The sequence below is a fragment of the Haloechinothrix halophila YIM 93223 genome (assembly GCF_000504245.1).
GTDB classification, from domain to species: domain Bacteria; phylum Actinomycetota; class Actinomycetes; order Mycobacteriales; family Pseudonocardiaceae; genus Haloechinothrix_A; species Haloechinothrix_A halophila.
In genome coordinates this window covers 354,599-371,622 of the sequence record NZ_KI632509.1, presented here as the reverse complement: position 1 = coordinate 371,622, position 17,024 = coordinate 354,599, and the positions used below count along the sequence as shown (strand labels likewise).

Here is a 17,024-nt window from a genome sequence, read left to right as displayed (position 1 = left end):
GCCAAAACGCCCCGCGCAGCGTCGCGGGCGAGTTAGTCGTCGCCGTCGAACAGCGGCCGGATGTCGCGAGCGGCCATGATCTCGTCGTTGCTGGTCCCCGCCGCCACCATCGGCCACACCAGGGACTCCTTGGCGACGACGAAGTCGATCACGACCGGCCGGTCGTTGATACTCAGCGCCTTCTTGATGACGGCGTCGACGTCGGTCCGGTTGTCGCAGCGCAGCCCGGCACATCCCATCGACTCCGCAAGCAGCACGATGTTCGGAATCCTCCGCACGTCCAGGTCGGTGTTGGAGTACCGCTCCGCGTAGAACAGGCGCTGCCACTGCCGGACCATGCCGAGCGAACCGTTGTTGATCACCGCGACTTTGATCGGGACGTCTTCGACCGCGCAGGTCACCAGCTCCTGGTTGGTCATCTGGAACGAACCGTCGCCGTCGATCGCCCACACCAGCGTGTCCGGATACGCCAGCTTGACGCCGAGCGCGGCGGGCACCGCGAAGCCCATGGTGCCGAGCCCGCCGGAGTTCACCCACGTACCTGGGCGTTCGAAGCGCAGAAACTGCGCCGCCCACATCTGGTGCTGGCCGACACCGGCGATGTAGCGGGTGTCCGGGTCGGCGAGCGCGCCGATCCGCTCGACAACGTACTGCGGCGCGAGCCCGCCGTCTGCGGGCCAGATGTAGCCGAGTGGGTAGCTCGCACGCCAGCCGTCGATGCGTCGCCACCATGCGCCGTAGTCCGCAGCGCCCGAGGTGCGCAGCTCGACGCGCATCGCGGCGATCAGCTCGGCGATGATCTCCCGGCAGTCACCGACCAGCGGCACGTCCGCAATGCGGTTCTTCGAGATTTCCGCGGGGTCGATATCGGCATGGACGACGGTGGCGTCCGGTGCGAACGAGCTGAGCTTGCCGGTGACCCGGTCGTCGAACCGCGTGCCCAGCGCGATCAGCAGGTCGGCGCGCTGCATCGCCGCGACCGCGGTGACCGTGCCGTGCATGCCGGGCATCCCGAGGTGCTGCGGATGCGAGTCGGGGAACGCCCCGCGCGCCATCAGCGTCGTCACGACCGGCATACCGGTCAGCTCGGCCAACGTCTTGAGCTGCTCGGCCGCTCGCGCCTTGAGTACCCCGCCGCCGACGTAGAGCACCGGCTGCCGCGCGGTGCGGATCAGCCGCGCCGCCTCCCGCAGTTGCCGGTCGTGTATCCGCCGCGCGGGACGCGCCCGTGGTGATGTCGGCGTCGGCACCACCTCGGCCTGCAGCACGTCCTTCGGGATGTCCACCAGCACCGGCCCCGGCCTGCCGTGCGAGGCCTCGTAGAAGGCGTCCGCGATCACGCGCGGGATGTCGGCCGCGTCGGTGACCAGGTAGTTCCGCTTGGTGACCGGCTTGGTGATCGCGCAGGTATCCGCCTCCTGGAACGCCTGCGTGCCCATCACGGCCCGCGCGACTTGGCCAGTGATCGCCACCATCGGCACCGAGTCCATGTGGGCGTCCGCCAGCGGCGTCACCAGATTCGTGGCGCCCGGCCCCGACGTCGCCATGCACACCCCGACCCTGCCGGTGGTCTGCGCGTACCCCGCCGCGGCATGACCCGCGCCTTGTTCGTGGCGGACCAACACATGTCGTATGGACGCCGAGTCCATGAGCGGGTCGTATACCGGCAGGATCGCGCCGCCGGGAATCCCGAAGATGACCTCGACGTCTGCATCCTCCATGGCCTTGATGAGCAGGTGCGCACCGCTGATCAAGCGACCGGTGGGCGCCTCGGCGGCGGGCGACGATGTGGTACGCGCGTGGCTGCCCACGGTCACGTCCTTCCGGTCGATCCGGTACCTGTCGCGGTGACGTCGAAGATGGACATGGCGACCGGCACACCTGCTGCCTTCCTCGGCTGGCGCAACCGGGCGTCGTGCTCCTGACTCGCGACGATGTGGTGCCTATGCTCGGCGCGGCCCTCCGCGGCACACAGAGGACGACTTCAGGTGATGACGTTGCGCGATCGGCGGGGAGCAGCCCTTGCCGCGCTGCGAAGTCCCCAGTTCAGCGCGGGGTCAGGCGGTGGGTCGGCGGTAGGCGCTCGCGCCGGCGACGGTCGCTAGCTGTCGCAGCAGCAACCGCTGCGGCAGGTGCTGCGCGAACACGCGGGCCGCCGCGCCCAACGGGCCCCGCGCGTGGATGACGGCTCCGGTCAGCGCCGACTGCCGCACGATCCTGCCGACCCTCCTGCGCCGCACGGCGGCGAAGCGCGCGAACGCGGTGGGCAGGTCGACATGCGAGTTGATCAGCGTGGCCAGCACGACGGCGTCTATGACGGCCTGACAACCACCCTGGCCGAGATGTGGCCGCATCGGATGCGCGGCGTCACCGATCAGCGCGATACCGCCGGATGCCCAGCGCCGGGGCACGTCGCGATCGTGAATGTCGTGCCGCAGCACGGCGTTCGGGGCGGTGGCCGCAAGCAACGCGGCGATGGGGTCGTGCCACCCGGCGAGCCGGTCGGCAAGGTAACCCAACTCGTCGTCGGACGTCTGGCCCTCGGGTGCGACCTGGGTGGCGAACCAGTAGGTGCGGTTCGTGCCGAGTGGGACGTAACCGAACTCGCCGTCCGGCCCCCAGGTTTCGGCAGGCTCGACGTCAAGGCCAACGTTGGCGACCGCCCGCCACGCGGTGTAGCCGGAGTAGCGCCACCGCAGGTCAGGGTCGAGATGAGCGGCGACGGCGGAACGGATGCCGTCCGCGCCGACCAGTCCGCACCCGGTGATGCGCTCGCCGCCAGCGAGGGTGATGGTCACGCCATCGGGGTGTTGCCGCACGTCGCGCACCGGGGCACTGGTCCGCACGATGTCAGTGCCCGCGCCCTCAGCGAGGATGGTGAGCAGGGTGCCGCGGTGGATCGCCACCACGGGCTCGCCGAGCGCCGGGTCGATCGCGGTCGGCGACAACCGCCGCAGCCAGCGGCCATCCGCGCGCTTGATGCCCGCCGACGACAGCGCGCACCCGGCATCGCGCACCGCGTCACCAAGGCCGATGTCATCCAGCGCGGCCAGCGCGTTCGGCCATAGCGTGATGCCCGCGCCCACCTCGCTGAGTTCGTCCCGCTCCTCGAGCACCAGCGCCTGGCCGCCGGAACGCCGCAGGGCGGTCGCCAGGGTGAGGCCGCCGATGCCCGCTCCGGCGATCAACAGCGGCGCGTCGGTCACACCGTCGCCCGCAGCGAGTCCATGAGCTGTCCGGCCGGGATGCGGCTGGACGCCATGTAGTACAGCGTCGAGCCAGGCGTGAGCTCGACCTCCCAGCCGGGGTTGACCAGCAGGCCATCGCCGGACTGCGCCGCGAGTAGCGTCGCGCTGTGCTGCTCACCGAGCGCGCGCTGGCAGTCGCCAGCTCGCAGCGCGCCGACCGGCTCCGGCAGCGTGACCGAGTAGGTGTTCGCGCCGCCGTGGGTCAGCAGTTCGGCGTAGACCTCGGTGATGCCGGGCGATTCCAGCTCCTCGGTCACCATGCGCGGGGTATGCCACTGCACGCAACGGATGTCGTCGTCGATGTAGCCGATCTGCGATGCCCGCGCCATATCCCGCAGCGTGACGACGACGTGCGCGCCCGACTGAACGTGATCCACCGTCAGCGCGACGGCCAGCGCTTCGTTGTCGTCGGTGACGTCGACGAGCACGGTCGACGCCCGGTGCACGCCGGCCCTGCGCAGCACCTCGACATCGGTCAGCTCGCCACGCACGAACGCGATGTCGCGGTCGGGTATCGGGTGCGTCGCGACGCTGTCCCAGGTGCAGAGCACGAGCTCCTGGTCGCAGTCGGCCATCAGCTCGTCGGCGATGCGCTCGGTGCGGCCAGGGGTGTAGCCGAGCAGCACGATGTGGCCGGTCGTGGTGACGGTGATCGCACCCTGCATGTGACGCCCCCTTGCGGTTTCGAGCACGGCTGCCAGTTTGGTGAAGACGGTGGTCAGCGTCGCGATGCCACCGATGATGACGTAGATCCCGACCAGGTGACCCCCGGTGGTCTCGGGAAAGAAGTCGCCGTAGCCGACCGTCGACGCCGTGACGATGAACCACCACCAGTAGTTCGCCGGGTCGACCAGTGGGTTGTCCTGTCCTTCCACGAGCACCATGAGCGGCCATGCCGTGACGAAGACGAACAGGGACACCACGACCGGCGTCGCCCAGCTGCGCAGAAAGACCACGCGCGCGAGCAACCGCGAAATGAAGATCGGCACGCTGCTCCTTCCTACCCGGTGGCGTCGTGTCCTGCACTCCCGACGCTGTGTCCTGCATTCAGGACGTCGTGTCCTGCGCTCAGGACGTCGTGTCTTGCACTCCCGACGCCGTGCCCCGTGCTCACCCGCGTGTGACGCACTACGGACATCGATGTCGTGACGGCATCTTACGGGCGCCAGATGCGAGCACGATGCCCCTCATGGCACCGCACGATCACCTACGCGAGCGGTCCGCCTCGGACCCGGTCTGTTCCTGCTCGCTCGCCAGCCGCTCCCGGTAGTGCTCCGCCCGGAGGTGATGACCGGTGCGCTCGGCGGCCTCGGCAGTCGCGGCGAGCATCGTCGCGGGTAGCCGAGGGACGGCGGAGGCGGCGCCATCGGCCTCGGCGAACACCGCGCTGGCCAGCTGGACGTCGGCGGCGAGCGCGAGCAGCACCAGTTCCTTCACGTACGTGCGGCCCATGGCGTACTGCTCCCAGTTCGGGACTTCCACGATCACCCGCCCGCACTTTCGCAACGCCGCCAGCGCCCCCTCGTACTGCTCGGCCCTGCGCCGGTATTCGGCAAGCGTGCACCAATTGACGGCGAGGTCGCGCGGCGTGCTCAGCAGGGACAGGTACTCCTCCTGGGTCTTCGCCGCTGCCGCGAAATCACCCAGCGCGCTCTGGTTGTAGCGCAGCTGGCTCAACGTCGACTGGTCTCGCACCCGGCCATCGGCCCACCGCGCCAGGTACTCGCGCGCGGCATCGACGTCGCCAACGAGCCGGGCGCGCTCGACCCACGTCAGCGCGTTCTCGGCGTCCGGATTGGCGGGGAACTGCTCACTCTTCCGCTCGAACCACGCAGCCAGCTCGTCCTCGGTCACGATGGGCTCGCCGCGCCGGTCGAGCACCTGCTTGAGCAGTGCGTCCTTTTCCTCGTGCTCGCTCGTGCGGACGTACTCAGTCGTCGCAGCCACTCCGGCCGCGAACAGATGCTCGACGTCGTAGCCGGTGGACGTGTCGAAGTTCGCGCGCTTGATCGCCCACTGCGTCCAGACGTCGGAGACCTCGCCATGCTCGGCGAGCAGGAACCCGGCTAACCGCGCCTCGTCGCTGAGCCCGGCGAGCGGCGCCTTCCTCCGGCAGACCGCCTCTTGCTCCGCGATGTGTCGCAGCAGGTCATGATCCTCCGCTCTGCGGTCGTACTGCAGCGCCCACAGCACCTTCGCCCGCCGCGCCATCGCCGTGTCGTAAGCGTAACCGTCGGCACCGACAGCTTCGTCGTAACACAGCTCCTGCCAGCTCGATCGGTCCAGCCTGAGCCGATCCAGATCTTCTCGCGCGCTTTCCATCACCCCCAGCAGTGTGCCAGGTTTTTCGCGCACGTCACGGGCCGATTTCGCTCATTAAACCGAGGCATGGGCGAGGTTCGGCGCGCGCTCGATCGCGAACCTCGACCGCAGGTAGAACCACCAGGTCACAGCGATGCAGACGGCGTAGAAGCCGATGAAGACGGCCAGTGCGGGTACGAGCGATCCGCCGTTCGACAGTGCGAACCGGAACACCAGATTCACCATCACCCCGCCGATAGCGCCCACCGCGCCCGTAAGCCCGACGACGGCTCCTGCCTGCCGCTTGGCCGAGCTGACGTCGTCACCGCACTCCCGTGCCCGTGCGGTGAAGATCGACGGGATCATCCGGTAGATGGCGCCGTTGCCGATTCCGGTCAGCACGAACAGCGCGATGAACGAGCAGAAGAACAGCCCGAAGTCGTGGTCGGTGACGCCGACCAGCGCGGACGCCGCGCCCACGGCCATCCCGGCGAACGCGAGCAGGGTGATCTGCGCGCCGCTGAAACGGTCTGCCAGCCATCCACCAACCGGGCGGCACAGCGCGCTGATCAGCGCGCCGAGGAACGCAAACCCGATGAAGTGTTCGTACTCGGCGAAACTGGTGCCGATGAGCAGCGGAAACGCGAACGAGAACCCGATGAACGATCCGAAAGCGCCCACGTAGAGCAGCGACGCGATCCAGGTGTGCTTGGTCCGCAGCGCCGCTCGGTACGACGAGCCGTCCGGCTTCGCCGTAGTCAGGCTGTCCATGAACAGCCACGCGCACGCCGCCGAGATGATGATCAACGGCATCCACAGCAGCGCGGCGTACGCCAGGTTGATGCCGGTGCCCAGCGTGATCACCAGTGGCACCACGAGCTGCGCGACCGCGGCACCGATGTTGCCGCCCGCCGCGTTCAGGCCGAGTGCGAGGCCCTTCTTCCGGTCGGGGAAGAAGAACGACATGTTCGCCATCGAGGACGAGAACGTCGCGCCGCCGAGGCCCATCACCGCCGACGTCAGCAGGAAGAACCAGTACGGCGCGCCGCTGGTCACCGCGTAGGTGAGCATCGCGCACGGCACGAGCAGCAGCGACGTCGCGAGCGTCGTCCACGCTCTGCCGCCGAAGACCGGCAGTGCGAACGTGTACGGCACCCGCAGCAGCGCCCCGACCAGGTTCGACACGATCACCAGCAGGAACTTCTCGCTGGTCGTGAACGCGAAGCCGACGTCGTCCAGGCTCACGACCACCACGCTCATCAGCAGCCACACGTTGAACGCCAGGTGTTCGGCTACGACGCCGACGCCCAGGTTGCGCCAGGCGATGCGACGTCCGGTGCGCTGCCAGAACGTCGGATTCTCCGGGTCCCAGACGTCGATCCAGCCGCGCCGCTGGCGTGGCTGTTGGCCGTTTGGCTGTTCGGCTGGCTCGGTGAGCACGGCCGTCATCGGCTACCTCCCGTCGCGACGACTCCGTGCCGAGCGTCGACCGGGGACGTGTCGAAGCCGATTCCCGCGCGTTTCGACGGCGTAACCGAAACCTCTCCGCACAGGTCAACGCGGTGGAGCGCTGGTCAGGCGGCCGGTGGATCGTCGTGATTCGCCCCACGTTGTCGGTGCCATGCGGCACACTGTGGGCTGTGGCCTGGTGGGTGCTGCATGTTGATCTGGACCAGTTCCTCGCGGCGGTGGAGTTGCTGCGACGTCCCGAGCTGCGCGGGAAACCGGTGATCGTCGGGGGACAGGGCGATCCCACGCAGCGGGGAGTGGTGTCGACGGCCTCGTACGAGGCGCGGGAGTTCGGGGTGCGCTCGGGGATGCCGCTGCGTACCGCGGCCAAGCGCTGCCCGGACGCGGTGTTCCTCCCGGTGGACGCCGACGTCTACAACGCGGTGTCGCAGCGCGTCATGGACACCGTGCGGGAGTTCGGGGTGCCGGTGGAGGTGCTTGGCTGGGACGAGGCGTACCTCGGGGTGGAGACCGGCGACCCGGAAGCGTTCGCTGCCGAGATCCAGCGTGCCGTGCGGGAGGCGACCGAGCTGGACTGTTCGGTGGGCATAGGGGACAACCGGCTGCGCGCGAAGCTGGCCACTGACTTCGGCAAGCCCGCCGGTGTCTACCGGCTGACTCGGGAGAACTGGTACGAGGTGATGGCCGACCTGCCACCCGATGCGCTGCTCGGGGTCGGCGGCAAAACGACGAAGAAGCTGGCCGCCTTGGGGATCACGACGGTCCGGGAGCTGGCCGCCGCCGATCGGAACGCGTTGGCGGAGCGGTTCGGGCCGACGATGGGGCCGTGGATCTGGTACCTCGCGCAGGGCAGGGGAGAGACGGAGGTATCAGCGACCCCGTACGTCGCGCGCTCGCGCGGCAGGGAGATGACGTTCCAGCAGAACCTCACCGAATGGGCTGACGTCGAGCGTGAGATCGCCGTGCTCGCGCGCCGGGTGGCCGACGACGTCGCCGAGGAGGGCAGGCCAGCCGCGCGGGTGGTGGTGAAGGTGCGGTTCGCGCCGTTCGAGACGGAGTCGCACGGCGTGACGTTGCCCGCGCTGACGTCCGACCCGGCGGACATCGAGCAGGCGGCGCTCGGCGTGCTCGGGCGGTTCGAGCCGTCCCGTGCGGTGCGCCTGCTCGGTGTCCGTGCGGAGTTCGAGCGGTGACGGCTACATCCCGGGCAGTCTGCGCGGGGCTATCGCGGCCGCCGCGCAGAGCAGGTAGCCGACCGCTGGTCCGAACGCGCCGATGCTCAACTCGGTGAGATCCGATGCGCTTGAGATGTCCGCGACTGCCGCGACGTGCACCCCGGCGGAGACCAGCAGGATGACGATGGCGACCCTGCGGAACATCGCGACAGCGGTCTTGAGCACGAAGATCACCACGACGAGCACGCCGATCGCGACCATGCCGATGGTGATGTTGAGTGGGGTGAGTTCGACGTCGCCGCCGATGGTGCCGCCCAGGTCGACGAACGAGCCGAGGCCGTACTTGAGCGCGAGGTATCCGGCACCGAGTAGCGCGAGCCCGCCCCAGATGATCTTGAGCGCGACCGACTCCAGCACGGCGGCGAACGCGAGCAGCACGCCGAGCGCGACCAGCGGGTAGCTGAAGATCTCGACGTACGACTCGCCGAAGCCGCTGGCGGCCAGGTCGACGTCGCCGGACCACAGGTCCGCGAGTGACTGGCTCGTCGACGCGCCGTTGGTCATGGCGAGCCACGGCAGAATGGTGACGCTGAGCAGTTGGACGGCGAGGCCGAGCAGGGTGAGGATCAGCCCGAGGCCGGGTAGGCGGAACCCGCGCCCTGGTGGTGATGGCGGCGGGGGTGGTGGCTCGGCGGCCTGCGAACGCTGGGGCCGCTGCTGCTGACCCGGCTGTTGCGCGCCTGGCTGGTGCGCGGGCTGCTGGAAGTGTGGCGGTTGCTGCTGGTACGGCTGTGGCGGTGGCACCGGTTGGGCGTGCCGTGGTTGCTGCGGCGGGTACGCCTGTGGCTGGTGTGGTTCGTAGGGCTCTGGCTGCTGCCGATACCGCTCCGCACGCTGCCGTTCCGGATCGATCGGTGGTTGCGACATGCGGGCACGGTACTCGCGAGTCGTGCCTTTCGGCACCGCGAGTTGCACCGCCAGGGAAGTAGGTTGCGTGCTCCGAGGTCGCGAGTCCCGAGTTGCGGACGTGGCGAGTCCCTCTATCCGGTGCGGTGAGTTCCGACTTAGCGAGTCCCGAGTTCCCCGAGCGCCGTGGCGGCGGAGGTGACGGCGGCAACGTCGAACACGCCGTCGTGAGTGACAAACACGCCGCCCTGAACGCCGAACATGCCGTCCAGAACGCCAAACATGGCGTTCTGAATGCCGAATACGACGTCACGAGTGCAGGACACGACGTCACGAGTGCAGGACACGGCGGTCAGGCGGGTGGTGCGAGGAGCTGGAGCGCCCTGGGGCGCAGCCGGACGGTCACCGGGAGGGTGCCGATCTCGTCGCCGTCAGCGCAGACCGGGACGTCGGCGTCCGCGTCGATAGTCACCGAACTCCCGGTCATCAGTGTGACCTCCGCGCGCTGGATGTGCTCGCCGGTCTTCGCTTCCCGCATGAACTTCACCAGCTCACGCCGTGGCCCGTCGCCGACGGTCATCACGTCGAGCTTGCCGTCGTCGAGCACCGCTGGCGGGACGATGCGCAGCCCGTGGCCATACGCGCCGGAGTTCGCCACCACGACGGAGTAGGCGCACACCGACCGCGCGTCGCCGTCCGTGGTCACGGTAAACGTCGGCGAGCGCCACCGCATAATCGCGCGTACCGGCGCCAGCCGGTACGCCAGCAGCGCGGGCAGCCATCGGGTGTCGTTGATGATCCGCGTGGACATCGAGTCGATGCCGACGTAGACGTTGCCCGGGACGACGACGCCGTCCGCGTCCAGGACGTCGATGGCGCGGGGCTCGGCCTCGCTCAGTAACCGCGCCAACGACGCGGACGAAGCAGGCAGCCCGAGCGCCCGGCCAAGGTCGTTGCCCCGGCCCGCGGGGACGACGCCGAGTACCCCGCCCGCGTCGACCACACCACCGGCGGCGTCACGGACAAGCCCGTCGCCACCGACAGCGACCACGACGTCCCCAGCGCGGGCGGCATCAGCGGCGACCGACCGCGCGTGCTCCGCGCTCGACGTCTCGACCACTCGCACGGCGGCCCCGGACACCCGCAGCGCATCCGCGATCGGCTCCCATACCCGAAGCGCGTGCCCGCCGCCGGAGATCGGGTTGACCAGCGCGGTGAACGACCGCATCAGGACGCCGCCGGGATCAGCACGCCAGGGTTGAGAACGCCAGCCGGATCAAGGGTGCGCTTGACCTCCCGCAACACGTCGGACGCCAGCGGCCCGATCTCCTCGCCATAGGTCTCCCGGTGGTCGGTGCCGACGCCGTGGTGGTGGCTGATCGCCGCGCCGCACTCCCGGATCGCCCGGTTCGCCGCTTCCTTCGCGCGCCGCCACTCGCCGATCGGGTCCGTGGTCTGTGCGCAAGCCACGGTGAAGTACAGCGACGCGCCGGTCTCGTAGACGTGCGAGATGTGGCAGAGCACCAGCCCCTGCACGCCCTGTTCGCCCAATGCCTCGGTGATCGCGGTCGTGACGGCTTCCTTCAACGTGTCCAAATTGGACCAGAAGGTCACCGTCTCCAGCGTCTCCACCAGCACGCCCGCGTCCAGCAGCGGATCACGCAGGTACGGCGCGCGATACCGGCCGGTGCGCCACTTCTCGCCCGGTTCGGTGCCAAGCGTCGTCCCGCCGGACGCGGTCAGCACCGCCGACGCCGCCGCGCGCCGCGCCGTGACGTCGGCCGCCGTGCCCTCGTAGCCCGCGATCGCCAGGCAGCCGCCAGGGCCGCCGGACAACGCCGAGCCTGGGTCGGTCAGGTTGACCGCCGTTTCCGCCTCGTCGGAGAGCCGTACGACCGTCGGGAGTGGACCGTCCTGCGCCAGCGCGCGCAGCGCCGCCGCTCCCTCGCTGAACGATTCGAACCGCCAGCCCTCGTACACCCGCTGCTCTGGTACCGGCCGCACCCGCACCGTCACCGACGTGATCACGCCGAGCGTGCCCTCCGAGCCGAGCACCAGCTGCCGCAGGTCGGGACCCGCCGCCGACATCGGCGCGCTGCCCAGCGACACCGTGCCGCGCGGGGTCGCAAGCTCAAGCCCGACGACCATCTCGTCGAATCGCCCGAAGCCCGCCGAGGCTTGCCCCGCCGAGCGCGCCGCCGCGTACCCGCCGATGCTCGCGCCCTCATATGACTGCGGGAAGTGGCCTAGCGTGAATCCGTGCTCGCGCAGCAGCCGCTCCGCCTCCGGCCCTCGCACGCCGGACTGCAGTGTCGCCGTCCGCGAGACCGGATCGACGTTGACCAGTTGGTTGAGCCGCCCCATGTCCAGCGCGATCACCCCGGCGAACCAGTCTCGCGCCGGGGCGAGGCCGCCGACAACGGACGTCCCGCCGCTATATGGCACCACCGCGACGCGCAGCCGCGAGCAGACTTCCAGCACCGCGAGCACCTCGTCGTGCGTTTCGGGGTAGACGACGGCGTCCGGGGCGTCGCTGGCGTCACCGGCGCGGATCTTCAGTAGATCGGGGGTTGACCAGCCGCGGGTGTGGGCGACGCGCGCGGCGTGCTCCGACGTCACGTGCTCCGCGCCCACGATCGACTCAAGCTCCGACTGCGCCTGCTCGCCGAGCGCGACCTGCGCCAGCGGGATCTCGTCCACTTTGAACGGTCCACGCTCGGGGGTGGTGACACCGAGCGCCTGCAGCGCGCCTGCCGCGGCATCGGGCAGCTCGGCTGGCGCGGTCGGATCGCCCCAGCGGTACGGGTGAAACTCGACGACGGGCAGGTCGGATTCGGTCATGGTCGCCTCATCGGAAGGGTCGCTCGGGGACAGCACTCGACATTTGCTGATACACTTTTACATATGATGTCGCAGCATCGCAACACAGGCGTCACCGAGACGCCTGCCGCCGAGGCGGTCCAGGCGCCGGAAGCCGAGGAGCGCAGGGCGCCCAACCTCATCGATGAGCAGCACATCCTCGACGCCGCCTACGAGCTGCTGCTCGCCGTCGGTATGCGCAGGATGACGATGGCCGACATCGCCCGCGCGGCTGACGTCTCCCGCGCCACGCTCTACCGCCGCTGGCGCAATGTGCGCGAGGTCGTCGCCACGCTGATGACCCGCGAGTGGACCACGCTGGCCAATGCCGAACTGGACGTCACATCCGGCACCGCGCGGGAGCGGCTGGTCGGCGGCGTCGTCCGGCTGGTGCGGGCGAGCCGCGACAACCGGATGCTGCGCAAGATCATCGAGGTCGACCCCGAGTTCCTCCTGCCATACCTGCTGCACCGACGCGGCACCAACACCACTCGCCAACTCGAACTCATCGAGCACGGCATCCGGCTGGGCATCGCGGACGGCTCCATTCGAGACGGCGACGTCGCCGCGCGCGCCGAGTCGGTGTTGCTCACCGCGTGGTCCTTCGCGTTGACCGGCCCCGCCATGGCGGAGGCGCCGGGACAACTGGACGCCATCGACGACCAACTGCACGAGCTACTTGAGAGGTACCTGGCACCGTGAGCACACCGAACGCCTCGTTGAACGCCGAGCGCCGCGCCCGCGAGCTGGCCGAACTGGACGCGGGTCCCGTCGACGTCCTCGTCGTCGGTGGCGGCGTCACCGGCGCGGGAATCGCGCTGGACGCCGCGTCGCGCGGGCTGTCCGTCGTGCTCGCGGAGAAGCACGACCTCGCGTTCGGCACCAGCCGCTGGAGCTCCAAGCTGGTGCACGGCGGGCTGCGCTACCTCGCGTCCGGCGGGTTCGGCATCGCGCACGAGAGTGCTGTCGAGCGCGGGGTGCTGATGGAGCGCACCGCGCCACACCTGGTGCACGCCATGCCGCAGCTCGTCCCGTTGCTGCCCGCCATGAACGGCGTCGACGCCGCCATGGTGCGGGCAGGGTTCTTCGCGGGCGACCTGCTGCGTCTTACGGCTGGCACCTCTCGTCACACACTGCCGCGTTCGCGCTGGGTGACCAGCGCCGAGGTGCGCCGCCTCGCGCCGACCATCAAGGGCGGCGGTGCACGCGGCGGCTACGTCTTCTGGGACGGGCAGCTCACCGACGACGCGCGGCTCGTCGTCGCCATCGCCCGCACCGCCGCCGCGCACGGCGCGCGCATCCTTACGCGTTGCGCCGCCGAGCAGGTCACAGGGTCCGGTGCGGTGCTGCGGGACACCCTCACTGGCACGACGCGCTCGGTCGATGCTCGCCTGGTGATCAACGCGGCGGGCGTCTGGGCTGGCCAGGTCGCCGAGGGCATCACGCTGCGGCCGAGCAGGGGCACCCACCTGGTGTTTTCCCAGCGCAGCTTCGGTGGGTTGAACGCCGGCCTGACCGTGCCAGTGCCCGGTGAGCGCAACCGGTACGTGTTCGCGCTGCCCGCGCCCGGCGACCGGGTCTATGTCGGCCTCACCGACGAGGAAGCGCCCGGTGAGGTCCCCGACGTCCCCTCGGCGTCCGACGCCGAGATCGACTTTCTACTCACCACGATCAGCAGCGCGCTCACAACCCAGCTGACCAGGGACGATCTGCTCGGCACCTATTCCGGGTTGCGCCCACTGCTGGACACAGGGGCCGGACGCACCGCGGACGTCTCCCGGAAGCACGCCGTGATCACCGCACCGGACGGTCTGGTCACCGTGGTCGGTGGCAAGCTCACGACATACCGAAGGATGGCGCAGGACGCCCTGGACACCGGGCTCGCCGCGCGCGGGATGACGGCGGGGGAGTGCGTCACAAGGCGGTTGCCGCTGGTCGGCGCGGCCTCTCGGCAGGCGCTGGCGTCGGTGGCCGCGCCGAGGCGGCTGGTCCGTCGCTACGGCACCGAGGCACCCACCGTGCTCGCCGAGGCGGACGACCCCGCGCTGACCGAGCCGATCGCCGACGGCATCGATGTCACCGGTGCCGAACTGCGGTTCGCGGTGCGGCACGAGGGTGCTCTCGACGCCGACGACCTGCTTGACCGCCGGACCCGCATCGGCCTCACCGCCACCGGCAGGGACGCCGCGATGCCCGCTGCCAAGGATGCGTTGGCGACGGAGTAATGCCAGCGAGCTCTGGGCACAGATACCCCTACCCCGTATGATGGGCGGTGCGAGCACGGCGACGACAGACCGGAGAGCATCGATGCGCGGATACACGCACGACAAGGACCGCTACCTCAAACGCCTGCGCCGGATCGAGGGCCAGGTTCGGGGTATCGCGCGCATGATCGACGAGGACGAGTACTGCATCGACGTCCTCACCCAGGTCTCCGCTGTCACCAAGGCCCTGCAAGCTGTCTCGCTCGGCCTGCTCGATGAGCACCTGCAGCACTGCGTCGCGGAGGCGCTCGCGGACGGCGGTGACGAAGCCGAGGCCAAGGTCAAGGAGGCCAGCGAGGCTATCGCCCGCCTCGTCCGTTCCTGATGGCTACCCCAAGCTAGCTCCGGTATGCCCGGTTCGGCTAGTTTCGTCGCGAAGCACGAGTTTCTCTCGAAGCACCATTCGCAGCGACAGGGGGCCGCCGGTGCGCGACACGGCTGATCGTGCGCGGTCTGAGGCCGTGCCGCAGCAGCCAGACGATGCCCGGTCCTTGCTCGCCGCGCTGATCGCACTGCCAGGCAGAGGCCTGCGTTCGGTGATCCGCTCGGCGGCGATGACACCGGGCAGGCTGACCATCATCGCGGTCGGCCTCATCGTGCTGACCGCGCTCGCCACGGTCACCGCGTCGCTCGCGGTGCGGGACCGCAGCGACACCATGGCCGAGCTGACCGAACGTCGCGAACCGCTCGCGGCGGCCGCGCAGCAGGTCTACCGCGCGCTTTCGGATGCCGACGCCACCGCTGCCAGCGCGTTTCTCGCCACCGGTGGGGAGCCGGAGGAACTGCGGCAGCGCTACGAGAACGACATCGCGATGGCTGGCTCCTCGCTGAGCAAGGCGGCGTCCGACCCCGCTGCCACCGGGCGCATGACCGCGCAGATCGACGTCATCAGCCAGCAACTCCCGGTCTACACCGGGCTGGTCGAGACCGCCCGCGCCAACAACCGCCAGGGCTTCCCCGTCGGCGCGTCCTATCTACGCGAGGCGTCCGCGCTGATGCGGTCGATGATCCTGCCCGCGGCGGAGGAGCTGTACCGGATCGACACCGAGCGAGTCGCCGAGCAGCAGGACGACGCTGGTGGTTTCCCCGTTGTCGCCGTGCTGTTCGTGGTCGCGCTGCTCACCGCGCTGGTCGCGACCCAGCTCTACCTCAAGCGGCGCACCAACCGCGTGCTCAACATCGGCCTCGTGATGGCCACGGTCGCCATCGGCATCGGCGTGCTGTGGAGCGTGGCGGCGCTGACGGTACAGAGTGTGCTGGTCGGGGTGGGTAAGGACGACGGCACCGAGCAGGTCGACCTGTTGGTCCAGGCGCGGATCGCGGCGCTGAAGTCACGCACGGACGAGACGTTGACGCTGGTCGCTCGGGGCGATGGTGGCGCGTACGAGGAGGAGTTCGTCCGGCTGTCGGGCAAAATGGCAGGCGACGATGGCAGCGGCGGCTGGCTCGCCGAGATCGCCGCGAACGCCACGGACGGCACCCCGCTCGCCAGCGAGGTCGACTTGGCGCGGGAGAGCGCGGCGCGGTGGCTGCGCGCGCACGCCGAGGTACGCGAACTGGACAACGCTGGCGACTACGGCGAGGCTGTCCGGCTCGCCGTCGACGGCAGCGAACCGGATGGTGCGGCGGTCGCGTTCGTGGCGCTGGACGACCACCTGCGTGCGGCGATCGAGGAGGCAAGGCAGTCGTTCTTCGACGACACCACCACCGCGTCTCGCGTGTTGACCCTGCTCGCGCCCGGCTGGATCGTGCTGGGCGTCGTCGCTGCGCTCGGCGTCGGCGCCGGGATCAGGGAACGGCTGAAGGAGTACCAATGAGCAGTCGTGGCAGCGGACGGCTTGCCGCGGTACTCGCGGCCCTGCTCGCGGGTGCGCTGCTGCTCGCGGGGTGTGGGTCGGCCGGCGAGCCGCCCAACCTCGCGCCGCACGTTCAGGCGCAACGGCCCACACCAGCCAACGCCGAGGTGTCCCCGGAGATCGACAGTGTCGGCAGCGTCAGCGAGGACTGCGGCGACCCGACAGCGAGCCTGCGCCCCAAGAACGGTCTCGCCACCCCGCCCGGCTCCACCATGGCCGAGATCAAGAAGCGCGGCATCCTGCGGGTCGGCGTCGATCAGAACACCTTTCTGTTCGGCTTCCGCAACCCGACGACCGGTAACCTCGAAGGCTTCGACATCGCCATCGCCCGCGAGATAGCCAAGGCGCTGTTCGGCGACCCGGACCGCGTCCGGTTCAAGGCGATCACGTCGCAGCAGCGCATCGACGTCCTGCGCGACGGCACGGTGGACGTCGTGGTCCGCACCATGACGATCAACTGCGAACGCAGGGAGCAGATCGAGTTCTCGAGCGTGTACTTCGTCGCTGGTCAGCGAGTGCTCGTCACGAAGCGCTCCGGCTACAGCGGGCTCGCTGACCTCGCTGGCAAGAAGGTCTGCGCGACGACAGGCTCGACGTCGTTGCGCAACATCGCGGCCGCCGACTCCGAGCCGATCCCTGTCGCGGTGGAGAACTGGTCCGACTGCCTCGTGCTGCTGCAACAGGGCCAGGTCGAGGCCATCTCGACGGACGACACGATCCTGGCTGGCATGGCCCAGCAGGACCCGACGACGCACGTGGTCGGCCCGAAGTTCACCAACGAGCCGTACGGTGTCGGCATCCCAAAGGAGGACACCGACCTGGTTCGCTACGTCAACGCGGTGTTGCAGCAGGTGCGCAAGAACACGTGGCAGGCTGTGTATGACAGGTGGATCGAGCCTGCGCTCGGTCCGGGGACGCCGCCGGAACCGACGTACAAGTAGGTGC

At 69.6% G+C, this 17,024-nt stretch carries 16 protein-coding genes; 7 read left to right on the top strand and 9 right to left on the bottom strand.

Annotated elements, in window-relative coordinates:
* Nucleotides 1-32: 32 nt before the first annotated feature.
* Nucleotides 33-1,811, bottom strand: coding sequence for an acetolactate synthase large subunit (locus AMYHA_RS01815; RefSeq protein WP_196776814.1), 1,779 nt, complete (start codon nt 1,809-1,811; stop codon nt 33-35).
* Here AMYHA_RS01815 and AMYHA_RS28145 point away from each other — a divergent pair.
* A complete protein-coding gene (locus AMYHA_RS28145; RefSeq protein WP_269189727.1) occupies nt 1,800-1,925 on the top strand; it encodes a hypothetical protein in 126 nt (41 codons plus the stop codon). The two genes, AMYHA_RS01815 and AMYHA_RS28145, sit on opposite strands and share 12 nt — an antisense overlap.
* A gap of 132 nt (nt 1,926-2,057) precedes the next feature.
* Here the strand turns inward: AMYHA_RS28145 and AMYHA_RS01810 are convergent, their stop codons facing one another.
* The 4 genes from AMYHA_RS01810 to AMYHA_RS01795 all read right to left on the bottom strand — a co-directional run bounded on the left by AMYHA_RS01810 (nt 2,058) and on the right by AMYHA_RS01795 (nt 6,998).
* Complete coding sequence (locus tag AMYHA_RS01810) at nt 2,058-3,206, bottom strand: FAD-dependent monooxygenase (RefSeq protein ID WP_231104596.1); 1,149 nt, start codon at nt 3,204-3,206, stop codon at nt 2,058-2,060.
* Nucleotides 3,203-4,237, bottom strand: a complete 1,035-nt coding sequence (locus AMYHA_RS01805; RefSeq protein WP_034267312.1) for an ion channel — start codon at nt 4,235-4,237, stop codon at nt 3,203-3,205. The genes AMYHA_RS01810 and AMYHA_RS01805 overlap by 4 nt, the downstream gene beginning before the upstream one ends.
* 214 nt (nt 4,238-4,451) lie before the next feature.
* Nucleotides 4,452-5,573 (bottom strand): hypothetical protein, encoded by a 1,122-nt coding sequence (locus AMYHA_RS01800; protein WP_231104595.1) that lies wholly within the window; start codon nt 5,571-5,573, stop codon nt 4,452-4,454.
* 51 nt (nt 5,574-5,624) lie between these two features.
* Nucleotides 5,625-6,998, bottom strand: coding sequence for an MFS transporter (locus AMYHA_RS01795; RefSeq protein WP_034267309.1), 1,374 nt, complete (start codon nt 6,996-6,998; stop codon nt 5,625-5,627).
* A 191-nt stretch (nt 6,999-7,189) separates the two neighbouring features.
* Here AMYHA_RS01795 and AMYHA_RS01790 point away from each other — a divergent pair, with 191 nt between their 5' ends.
* Nucleotides 7,190-8,212: a DNA polymerase IV gene (locus tag AMYHA_RS01790; protein WP_034275394.1), complete on the top strand. Its 1,023-nt coding sequence runs from the start codon at nt 7,190-7,192 to the stop codon at nt 8,210-8,212.
* A gap of 3 nt (nt 8,213-8,215) precedes the next feature.
* Here AMYHA_RS01790 and AMYHA_RS01785 read toward each other — a convergent pair whose 3' ends face one another.
* From AMYHA_RS01785 to AMYHA_RS01775, 4 genes are all read right to left on the bottom strand, one after another.
* Nucleotides 8,216-9,121: a hypothetical protein gene (locus AMYHA_RS01785; RefSeq protein WP_034267306.1), complete on the bottom strand. Its 906-nt coding sequence runs from the start codon at nt 9,119-9,121 to the stop codon at nt 8,216-8,218.
* 137 nt (nt 9,122-9,258) lie between these two features.
* Nucleotides 9,259-9,384: a hypothetical protein gene (locus AMYHA_RS28140; protein ID WP_269189726.1), complete on the bottom strand. Its 126-nt coding sequence runs from the start codon at nt 9,382-9,384 to the stop codon at nt 9,259-9,261.
* A 68-nt stretch (nt 9,385-9,452) separates the two neighbouring features.
* Entirely contained in the window at nt 9,453-10,328 is an 876-nt protein-coding gene (locus AMYHA_RS01780; RefSeq protein ID WP_034267303.1) for a diacylglycerol/lipid kinase family protein, read from the bottom strand.
* Entirely contained in the window at nt 10,328-11,941 is a 1,614-nt protein-coding gene (locus tag AMYHA_RS01775) for an FAD-binding oxidoreductase (RefSeq protein WP_034267300.1), read from the bottom strand. Before AMYHA_RS01775 ends, AMYHA_RS01780 begins: the two co-directional genes overlap by 1 nt.
* Nucleotides 11,942-12,004: 63 nt before the next feature.
* Here AMYHA_RS01775 and AMYHA_RS01770 point away from each other — a divergent pair, with 63 nt between their 5' ends.
* From AMYHA_RS01770 to AMYHA_RS27735, 5 genes are all read left to right on the top strand, one after another.
* Nucleotides 12,005-12,661 carry a TetR/AcrR family transcriptional regulator gene (locus AMYHA_RS01770; protein WP_034267297.1) on the top strand — a complete coding sequence of 219 codons (657 nt, stop codon included), beginning with the start codon at nt 12,005-12,007 and terminating at the stop codon, nt 12,659-12,661.
* On the top strand, nt 12,658-14,184 hold the full coding sequence (locus AMYHA_RS01765) for a glycerol-3-phosphate dehydrogenase/oxidase (protein ID WP_034267294.1): 1,527 nt from the start codon (nt 12,658-12,660) through the stop codon (nt 14,182-14,184). The genes AMYHA_RS01770 and AMYHA_RS01765 overlap by 4 nt, the downstream gene beginning before the upstream one ends.
* Before the next feature lie 82 nt (nt 14,185-14,266).
* Nucleotides 14,267-14,548: a metal-sensitive transcriptional regulator gene (locus AMYHA_RS01760; RefSeq protein ID WP_034267291.1), complete on the top strand. Its 282-nt coding sequence runs from the start codon at nt 14,267-14,269 to the stop codon at nt 14,546-14,548.
* A gap of 136 nt (nt 14,549-14,684) precedes the next feature.
* Nucleotides 14,685-16,040: a hypothetical protein gene (locus AMYHA_RS01755; RefSeq protein WP_034275392.1), complete on the top strand. Its 1,356-nt coding sequence runs from the start codon at nt 14,685-14,687 to the stop codon at nt 16,038-16,040.
* On the top strand, nt 16,037-17,020 hold the full coding sequence (locus AMYHA_RS27735) for a glutamate ABC transporter substrate-binding protein (protein WP_034267288.1): 984 nt from the start codon (nt 16,037-16,039) through the stop codon (nt 17,018-17,020). Before AMYHA_RS01755 ends, AMYHA_RS27735 begins: the two co-directional genes overlap by 4 nt.
* Nucleotides 17,021-17,024 lie beyond the last annotated feature (4 nt).